Origin of the sequence: Mesorhizobium australafricanum, assembly GCF_033977265.1 — a bacterium.
Classification (GTDB): domain Bacteria; phylum Pseudomonadota; class Alphaproteobacteria; order Rhizobiales; family Rhizobiaceae; genus Mesorhizobium; species Mesorhizobium australafricanum.
On record NZ_JAVIIT010000013.1, the window covers coordinates 176880 to 185751 of the forward strand.

Below are 8872 nucleotides of genomic sequence, written 5' to 3' on the forward strand. Positions count from 1 at the left end.
TGCGGCGGGACAATTGTCCCGCCGCGACTTCAAACGGACCTAGTTTCAGGGCTTGATACGGATATGGACACGACAGCCCAGCGCAAAACGGAGACGCAGCCGCCCGAGCGTTCAGGCCTGGCTGCGAGCGCCTCTCCCCGCCTGACGCTCTCAGGCATCTCCAAGAGTTTCCCGGGCGTCCGCGCGCTGCACAATGTCAGCCTGTCGCTCTACCCCGGGCAGGTAACCGCGCTGATCGGCGAGAATGGCGCCGGCAAGTCGACGCTGGTCAAGATCATGACCGGCATCTACCAGCCCGACGCCGGCGAGATCGGCATCGACGGCCAGGACACGACACTGCCCAGCGCGCATGCCGCCTTCGGCCACGGCATCACCGCCATTCAGCAGGAAACGGTGCTGTTCGACGACCTGTCGGTCGCCGAAAACATCTTCCTCGGCCATGCGCCGCGCACCCGCTTCGGCACCATCGACTGGCGCATGATGCGCAAAAATGCGCGCGAGGTGCTGGAGACGATGCGTGCCGGCCATATCGACGCCGACGCGCGGCTGAAGGACCTCGGCATCGCCAACAAGCATCTGGTGGCCGTGGCGCGCGCGATGTCGATCGATGCGCGCATCGTCATCATGGACGAGCCGACCGCGGCCCTTTCGATGAAGGAGATCGAGGAGCTTTTCCTCTTGATCGAATTCCTGAAGAGCGAAGGCAAGGCGGTGCTCTTCATCAGTCACAAGTTCGACGAGATCTACCGCATCGCCGACCGCTATACCGTCTTCCGCGACGGCGAGATGGTCGGCGAAGGCCTGCTCAAGGACACCGGCCAGAACGAGATCGTGCGCATGATGGTCGGCCGCAATGTCGACCACATCTTTCCGCAACGCGAACCGAAGATCGGCGCGCCGGTGCTTTCCGTCTCCGGCCTGTCGCATCCGACCGAGTTCGACGACATCGGCTTCGAGCTGCGCAAGGGCGAGATCCTCGGTTTCTATGGCCTTGTCGGCGCCGGACGCAGCGAGGTGATGCAGGCGATCGCCGGCATCACCCGCACGAGCCGAGGCGCGATTTCGCTCGACGGGCAGACGATCGCGCCGAAATCGGCGGCGGATTCCATCGAGGCCGGCATCGTCTACGTGCCGGAGGAGCGCGGCAAGCAGGGCGTGGTGATCGGCCTGCCGATCTTCCAGAACGTGTCGCTGCCGTCGCTTGCGCGCACCTCGAAATCCGGCGTGCTCAAGCTGGCCGAAGAGTTCGAGCTTGCCCGCTCCTACACAGAGCGGCTCGATCTGCGCGCCTCCTCGCTCAGCCAGGATGTCGGCACGCTTTCCGGCGGCAACCAGCAGAAGGTGGTCATCGCCAAATGGCTGGCCACAGCGCCGAAGGTGATCATTCTCGACGAACCGACCAAGGGCATCGACATCGGCTCCAAGGCCGCCGTGCACGGCTTCATGGCCGAGCTTGTCGCACAAGGCCTGTCGGTGATCATGGTGTCGTCCGAATTGCCTGAGATCCTCGGCATGTCCGACAGGGTTGTGGTCATGCGCGAAGGCCGCATCGCGGCCACGTACGGCAACAAGGGACTGGACGCCGAGACGCTGGTCAGGACGGCAGCGGGGATCGCGGCATGAAGAGCTTCCTCAAATATCGCGAGATCTGGCTGCTGGCCGGCATCGTCGTTCTGATCGGCCTGATCTCGATGCGCTTCCCGGGTTTTGCCGACCCGGCCAACCTGCGCCAGGTGTTCAACGACACGTCGATCCTGATGATCCTGGCGCTGGGGCAGATGGTGGTGATCCTGACGCGCTCGATCGACCTCTCGATGGCTTCCAATCTCTGCTTCACCGGCATGGTGGTGGCGATGCTCAACGCCGCCCATCCGTCGATCCCGATCCCGATGCTGATCGTCATCGCGCTGCTGGTCGGCCTGGTGCTCGGCGCCATCAACGGCGTCCTGGTGTGGCGGCTGAACATCCCGTCGATCGTGGTGACGCTGGGCACGCTGACCATCTATCGCGGCGCCACCTTTGTCGTTTCCGGCGGCGCCTGGGTCAACGCCGACCAGATGAGCCCCGCCTTCATCAATTTCCAGCGCGCCGCCTTCCTCGGCCTGCCGGTGCTGTCCTGGATCGCGCTCCTGGTGATCGCGCTGTTCTTCCTGGTGATGACGCGGACCGCGATCGGCCGCTCGATCTACGCCATCGGCGTCAATCCGACCGCCTCGGTCTATGCCGGCATCGATGTCGGCCGCACCAAATTCATCGTCTTTTGCATTTCCGGCATGATCGGCGGCCTCGCCGGCTATCTATGGATTTCGCGCTATGTGATCGCCTCGGTCGAGGTCGCCAACGGCTATGAGCTCAACATCATCGCCGCCTGCGTCATCGGCGGCATCTCGATCGCCGGCGGCATCGGCTCGGTCGGCGGCGCGGTGCTTGGCGCGCTGTTCCTCGGCATCATCTCCAACGCACTGCCGGTCATCAACATCTCGCCCTTCTGGCAGATGGCGATCTCGGGCAGCGCCATCATCCTGGCCGTGGTGCTCAACGCGCGCGGCGAGCGCCGGCAGGGCCGCATCATCCTGAGAAAGGCGGAAGCGGCATGACCGACACCCCTGCCCCGCGCCACATCCCCGACCGGCTCGACAAGCCGTTTTCCTCGGCGATCTTCTCCTGGGAGGCGCTGCTCGTCATCATCGCGATCCTTATCTTCGCGGTGAACAGCTTCGCTTCGCCCTACTTCCTCGATCCGTGGTCGCTGTCGGACCTCACCTTCAACTTCACCGAAAAGGGCCTGATCGCGCTTGCCATGGCGCTGTTGATCATCTCGGGCGAGATCGACCTTTCGGTCGCCGCGATCGTGGCGCTCGCCTCGACGATGATGGGCATGGCCGTGCAGGCCGGCGCCGGCACGCCGGTGCTGGTGCTGGTCGGCGTCGTCGTGGGGCTCGGCTGCGGCGCCTTCAACGGGCTGCTGGTCACCCGCCTTGGCCTGCCTTCCATCGTCGTCACCATCGGCACGATGAGCCTGTTCCGCGGCATCGCCTTCATCATCCTCGGCGACCAAGCCTACAAGGGCTATCCGGAAAGCTTCGCCTTCTTCGGCCAGGGCTATGTCTGGTGGGTTTTCTCGTTCGAGCTGGCGCTGTTCCTCGTCGCGGCGCTGATCTACTGGTTCGTGCTGCACCGCACGAGCTTCGGCCGGCGCGTCTTCGCCATCGGCAACAACCCTGTCGCCTGCCAGTTCTCCGGTGTGCGCGTTGGCCGCATCAAGTTCATCCTGTTTTGCCTGACGGGGCTGATGTCGGGCATCGCCGCGGTGCTGATCACCTCGCGACTCGGCTCGACGAGGCCGTCGATCGCGCAGGGCTACGAGCTCGAAGCCATCACCATGGTGGTGCTGGGCGGCGTCTCGATCCTCGGCGGCGCCGGCAGCATCTTGGGCGTCGTGCTTGCCGCTTTCATCATGGGGCTGGTGACTTTTGGGCTTGGGTTGCTCAACGTGCCGGGCATCGTCATGTCGATCTTCATCGGCCTGCTTTTGATCATCGTCATTGCGCTGCCGATCCTCTGGCGACGGCTGCGCGAAGGACGCTTCGCCTGATGGAAAAATACGCCTTCAAGATGAAGCTCAATCGCGGCATGAAGGCCGAATACAAGCGCCGCCATGACGAGATCTGGCCGTCGCTGGTCGCGCTTTTGAAACAGGCCGGCATCTCCGACTATTCGATCCATCTCGACGAGGAGACCAGCATCCTGTTCGGCGTGCTTTGGCGGCAAGACGACCACGGCATGGCCGACCTGCCTAGCCATCCGGTGATGCAGCGCTGGTGGGCGCATATGGCCGACCTGATGGAGACCAGGGCCGACAACGAGCCGCTGGCGGTGCCGCTCGAAACGATGTTCCATATGGCATGATTGTCGCCGTCATCGATATCGGCAAGACCAACGCCAAGGTGGCGCTGGTCGATCTCACGACGCTGAGTGAGATCGCGCTGCGCCGTACCGCCAACGCGCCGGTACGACAAGCGCCTTATCCACATCACGATATCGAGGCGCTGTGGACGTTCGTCTTGAACAGCCTCGCCGATCTCAACCGCAAGCGGCCGATCGATGCGATCTCGATCACCACGCATGGCGCGACCGGCGCGCTGGTCGACCGAATAGGCGAACTGGTGCTGCCGGTGCTCGACTATGAATTCGACGGCCCCGACCAGCTTGCGGCCGACTATGACGCCGTCCGTCCGCCCTTTGCCGAGACCGGTACGCCGCGGCTGCCGATCGGCCTCAATCTCGGCGCGCAGTTCTTCTGGCAGCAGAAGCGGTTCCCGGCGGAATTCGCCAAGGCCGCGGCGATGTTGATGTACCCGCAATACTTCGCGCTGCGGCTGACCGGCATTGCCGCCAACGAGGCGACTTCGCTCGGCTGCCACACCGATCTGTGGAACCCCTGGACGTCCGACTATTCCTCGCTGGTCGACAGGATGGGCTGGCGCCGGCTGATGGCGCCGGTGCGGCGGGCAAAGGACCGGCTTGGCCCGATCCTGCCTGAGTTGGCGCGGCGGACAGGGCTCGACCCGCAGACGCCCGTATTCTGCGGCCTGCACGATTCCAACGCCTCGCTGCTGCCGCATCTGTTGTCCGACGCACCGCCCTTCTCCGTCGTTTCGACCGGCACCTGGGTGGTCTCGATGGCGGTTGGCGGCCGGAAGGTGGAACTCGACCCGGCGCGCGACACGCTGGTCAATGTCAATGCGCTCGGCGATCCCGTGCCTTCGGCGCGCTTCATGGGCGGCCGTGAGTTCTCGCTGCTGACCGATGGCCCGCCACAGGAATGGATCGATGACGATGTTGCCGCCGTGCTGGCACGGCAGGTCTTGCTGCTGCCTTCCACGCAACAGGGGTCGGGGCCATTCCCGAACCGCGCCGCGCAGTGGGTCAACGCCGAGGACCTAGGCCCCGGACAGCGCTTCGCCACCATCTCGTTTTATCTGGCGCTGATGACCGCGACCTGCCTGGAGCTTATCGGCGGCGACGGACCGACGACCGTCGAGGGGCCGTTTGCGCAAAACCCGCTTTTCATCCGCATGCTGGCAGCCTCGACGGAGAGACCGGTGGTTGCGTCGGAGACGTCGACCGGGACCAGTATCGGTGCCGCGCTGCTGGCGTCTGATGGCACGCAAGCGATGAGCAAAGGCGAGCGGACCGAACCGCCAGCCGATCCGGCTTGGCAAGGCTACACGCGAGCGTGGCGGAAGATCGTTACGGCGTAAGCCACCGGCTCAGCGCGCTGTCCCGTAGAGCAATCCCCGCGGGTCGATCTGCGGCTTGCGGCCGGCAACGACGTCAGCCAGGAATTGGCCCGAGCCGCAGGCCATGGTCCAGCCGACATGGCCGTGGCCGGTGTCGAGATAGAGGTTGCGGTATCTCGCCTGGCCGATGACCGGCACGGAGTTCGGCATCATTGGCCGTAAGCCGGCCCACAGCACCGCCTTCTTCTCGTCGAAGGCGCCCGGGAAAAGATCCTTGCCGGTTTCTAGGATGGTTCTGAAATCGCGCGGCTTGAACGTGCGGTCGAAGCCCGTGAACTCGGCCGTCGAGGACATGCGCAGGCGATTGCCGAGCCTCGAATAGCCGATCAGCCGGTCCTCGTCGGCGCCGCCCATGGTCGGCCCTTTGCTCTCGTCCTCCAAAGGAATCGTCGCCGTATAGCCCTTCACCGGATAGACTGGCAGGTCGATGCCGTAGCGGCGCCCGAGCAGGCCGCTTTCCGGTCCCATGGAAATGACGACGGCGTCGCCCGTCACCGGACCGGCCGAGGTCATGACGGCGCGCACCCGATCGCCCTCGATATCGAGGCCCTCGACCGTCGTGCCGAACAGGAATTTCACGCCGAGCTTCTCAGTTGCATAGGCGGCGAGCCTGTCCACGAATTGCTTGGAATCGCCGGTCTGGTCGATCGGAGAATAGATGCCGCCCGCGATCTTTTCCTTCACGCCGGCAAGACCCGGTTCCAGTTCGACCAGACGCTCGCGGCCGACGATCTCGATCGGCAGGCCGTGCTCGCTGAGATAGCGGTAATTGTCGGTACCGGTGTCGAGACTCTTCTGCGAGCGGAAGAAATAGAGGATGCCCTTCTTGCGCTCGTCATAGTGGATGCCGGTCGCCTCCGACAGTTGATTGATGCACTCGCGCGAATGGAGCGCCAGTCTCAGCTTGATGTCGGTGTTGGCGCGCAGCCGCTTCACGGTGCATTCGCGCAGGAAGCGCAGGCTCCAGGCATAGAAATACGGATCGAGGCGCAGCCTGACCTTGATACCGAGGTCATGGTTCCAGAGCGCACGCAGGAACGTCTTCAGCGCGGCGGGCGAAGCCCAGGCGGTGGCATCGCCGGGCGACACCAGGCCGGCATTTGACTGGCTGGTGCCGCGCGCCACCGCCTCATGACGCTCGATCACTGTCACCTCGTGACCATCTTTAGCCAGATAGTAGGCGGCCGCCGTGCCAACCACGCCGGCCCCAAGAACCAGAACCTTCATGCCGTCCCTCAAGCATCATCGCGGCGGCGCGCCTCAGCGCACCACTGCATGTGCCTCAATACCGCGTCTAAACGCCTCGGACGAGCCCTTGGCCCAACAGGTCAGCTTCGAGCTGAGTTCTTGCCGGTCAGGATGCGCTCCCAGGCCAGCGCGTCATTGACGATCAGGTCGAGATCGTCGCGCTGCGGCGTCCAGCCGAGCTCCTTGCGGGCAAGCTCGGAATTGGCGACCACGGCGGCGGCGTCGCCCGGCCGGCGGTCCCCCATGCGGACATCGAAGTCATGGCCGAAGGCGCGGCGCACGCTGTCGATCACCTCGAGCACGGAATAGCCGTGGCTATAGCCGCAATTGGCGACGAGGCTCTCGCCGCCGTCGCGCAGCCGCTGCAGCGCTAGCCGGTGCGCCGCGGCGAGATCGCTGACATGGATGTAATCGCGCATGCAGGTGCCGTCCGGCGTCGGATAGTCGGTGCCGAAGACCTGCATGAAGGGGCGCTTGCCGAGCGCGGTCTCGCAGGCGACCTTGATGAGATGCGTGGCGCCGGGCGTCGACTGTCCGGTGCGGCCCTTGGGATCGGCGCCGGCGACGTTGAAATAGCGCAGCGCCGTATAGCGGATGTCGTGCGCCAGGGCCGCATCGCGCAGCATCCATTCGCTCATCAGCTTGGAAAGGCCATAAGGCGATTCCGGCGCCAGCCGCGCATCCTCGCGCACCGGTTCCAGTCCGGCGCCGCCATAGACGGCGGCGGTGGAAGAGAAGATGAAATGCGGCACGCCCTCGCGCACGGCGGTCTCGATCAGCGTGCGGGTCTTGCAGGTGTTGTTTTCGTAATAGCCGAGCGGGTCGGCGACCGATTCCGGCACCACGATCGAGCCGGCGAAATGGATGATGGCATCGACCTTGTTTTCGCGGATGATCCCGCCGACCAGGTTGCGATCGGCGACATCGCCGACGACGAGCTTTGCTTCCGGGGCCACCGCCCATTCGAAGCCGGTGGAAAGCCGGTCGAGCACCACGACGCTCTCGCCGGCGTCCAGCAACTCCCAGACCATGTGGCTGCCGATATAACCGGCACCGCCTGTCACCAAAACCGTCATCATCTACCTCGCTGATCAAGATTTATCGGAAACTGTCTCAACAGTCGCCTTGCTGGAAACCCCGCCGCAAGCCTGTATTGTTTGATGCATGTCGTCCTCCCAAAACCGCTGCGCACTTTTTGGGCGACATGCATTACCCTCCCAATGTTAAACCCGTAACAGTTCCTCCCGTCTGAGGCATCGTACTGAAACAAAACTGCTTCAAACAGCCCGGAATAGGCCACGATCCGGCATCGTTAGGAACAGGGCAAGGGCGTGGCATTTTGACCGGTTGGGTCCGGTGGACGCGGCATGGGGCAGTGACTATGATCCGGCCCGAAAATTGGGAAGTCGACATGAACTATCAGCGGTTCTTCGAAGACGCGATCGACCAGATCCACGCGGAGCGGCGCTACCGCGTTTTCGCCGACCTCGAGCGCATGGTGGGCAAGTTCCCGCGCGCCATCTGGCGTTCCAACGGCCGCGCCCAGGAAATCACCGTGTGGTGCTCCAACGACTATCTCGGCATGGGCCAGAACGCCGACGTCATCACCGCCTTCCAGAACGCTGCCGGCAAGATGGGTTCGGGCGCCGGCGGCACCCGCAACATTTCCGGCACCTCGAACCCGCTGGTCGAGCTCGAGCAGGAGCTTGCCGACCTGCATGACAAGGAAGCAGCACTGGTCTTCACCTCCGGCTTCGTCTCCAACGAGGCCTCGATCTCGACCATTGCGCGGCTCTTGCCCAACTGCCTGGTGCTCTCGGACGAGCTCAACCATGCCTCGATGATCGAAGGCGTGCGGCGCTCGGGCGCCGAAAAGAAGATCTTCCGCCACAACGACGTGGCGCATCTGGAAAGCCTGCTGCAGGCGGCAGGTCGCGAGCGCGCCAAGCTGATCGTCTTCGAAAGCGTCTATTCGATGGACGGCGACATCGCGCCGATCAGGCAGATCGTCGAGCTCGCCGAGCGTTACAACGCCATGACCTATATCGACGAGGTCCACGCCGTCGGCATGTACGGTGCGCGCGGCGGCGGCATCACCGAGCGCGAAGGCCTGGCCGACCGCATCGACATCATCGAGGGGACGCTCGCCAAGGCCTTCGGCACGCTGGGCGGCTATATCACCGGCACCAGTGCGGTGATCGACGCGGTGCGCTCCTATGCGCCGGGCTTCATCTTCACCACCGCGCTGCCGCCGGCGATCGCGGCGGCCGCCACCACCTCGATCCGGCATCTGAAGCGTTCGCAGGCCGAGCGCGACGCGC

At 64.3% G+C, this 8872-nt stretch carries 8 protein-coding genes; 6 read left to right on the top strand and 2 right to left on the bottom strand.

Features of this window, described 5'->3' with window-relative positions:
- Positions 1–63 precede the first annotated feature (63 nt).
- The 5 genes from RFM98_RS23320 to RFM98_RS23340 are packed head-to-tail and all read left to right on the top strand — an operon-like array spanning position 64 to position 5264.
- Positions 64–1623: a sugar ABC transporter ATP-binding protein gene (locus tag RFM98_RS23320; RefSeq protein WP_320311030.1), complete on the top strand. Its 1560-nt coding sequence runs from the start codon at positions 64–66 to the stop codon at positions 1621–1623.
- Positions 1620–2597, top strand: coding sequence for an ABC transporter permease (locus RFM98_RS23325; protein WP_320311031.1), 978 nt, complete (start codon positions 1620–1622; stop codon positions 2595–2597). Before RFM98_RS23320 ends, RFM98_RS23325 begins: the two co-directional genes overlap by 4 nt.
- Positions 2594–3595: an ABC transporter permease gene (locus RFM98_RS23330; protein ID WP_320311032.1), complete on the top strand. Its 1002-nt coding sequence runs from the start codon at positions 2594–2596 to the stop codon at positions 3593–3595. Before RFM98_RS23325 ends, RFM98_RS23330 begins: the two co-directional genes overlap by 4 nt.
- The gene (locus RFM98_RS23335; RefSeq protein WP_320311033.1) at positions 3595–3909 is read left to right on the top strand and encodes an L-rhamnose mutarotase; all 315 of its coding nucleotides are present in this window, start codon (positions 3595–3597) and stop codon (positions 3907–3909) included. The genes RFM98_RS23330 and RFM98_RS23335 overlap by 1 nt, the downstream gene beginning before the upstream one ends.
- Positions 3906–5264, top strand: a complete 1359-nt coding sequence (locus RFM98_RS23340) for an FGGY-family carbohydrate kinase (RefSeq protein ID WP_320311034.1) — start codon at positions 3906–3908, stop codon at positions 5262–5264. The genes RFM98_RS23335 and RFM98_RS23340 overlap by 4 nt, the downstream gene beginning before the upstream one ends.
- A gap of 9 nt (positions 5265–5273) precedes the next feature.
- On the opposite strand, the gene RFM98_RS23345 is transcribed toward RFM98_RS23340, so the two are convergent.
- Positions 5274–6530, bottom strand: a complete 1257-nt coding sequence (locus tag RFM98_RS23345; RefSeq protein WP_320311035.1) for a D-amino acid dehydrogenase — start codon at positions 6528–6530, stop codon at positions 5274–5276.
- A gap of 101 nt (positions 6531–6631) precedes the next feature.
- A complete protein-coding gene (gene galE, locus RFM98_RS23350) occupies positions 6632–7627 on the bottom strand; it encodes a UDP-glucose 4-epimerase GalE (protein ID WP_320311043.1) in 996 nt (331 codons plus the stop codon).
- A 335-nt stretch (positions 7628–7962) separates the two neighbouring features.
- Here galE and hemA point away from each other — a divergent pair.
- Positions 7963–8872 (top strand): 5-aminolevulinate synthase (gene hemA / locus RFM98_RS23355; protein ID WP_320311036.1); only part of this gene is annotated, 910 nt, incomplete at its 3' end.

Coding starts and splice junctions, on each gene's coding strand:
- RFM98_RS23340 (WP_320311034.1), top strand. CDS start 3,906: ATGATTGTCGCCGTCATCGATATCGGCAAGACCAACGCCAAGGTGGCG.
- RFM98_RS23325 (WP_320311031.1), top strand. CDS start 1,620: ATGAAGAGCTTCCTCAAATATCGCGAGATCTGGCTGCTGGCCGGCATC.
- galE (WP_320311043.1), bottom strand. CDS start 7,627: ATGACGGTTTTGGTGACAGGCGGTGCCGGTTATATCGGCAGCCACATG.
- RFM98_RS23320 (WP_320311030.1), top strand. CDS start 64: ATGGACACGACAGCCCAGCGCAAAACGGAGACGCAGCCGCCCGAGCGT.
- RFM98_RS23335 (WP_320311033.1), top strand. CDS start 3,595: ATGGAAAAATACGCCTTCAAGATGAAGCTCAATCGCGGCATGAAGGCC.
- RFM98_RS23345 (WP_320311035.1), bottom strand. CDS start 6,530: ATGAAGGTTCTGGTTCTTGGGGCCGGCGTGGTTGGCACGGCGGCCGCC.
- RFM98_RS23330 (WP_320311032.1), top strand. CDS start 2,594: ATGACCGACACCCCTGCCCCGCGCCACATCCCCGACCGGCTCGACAAG.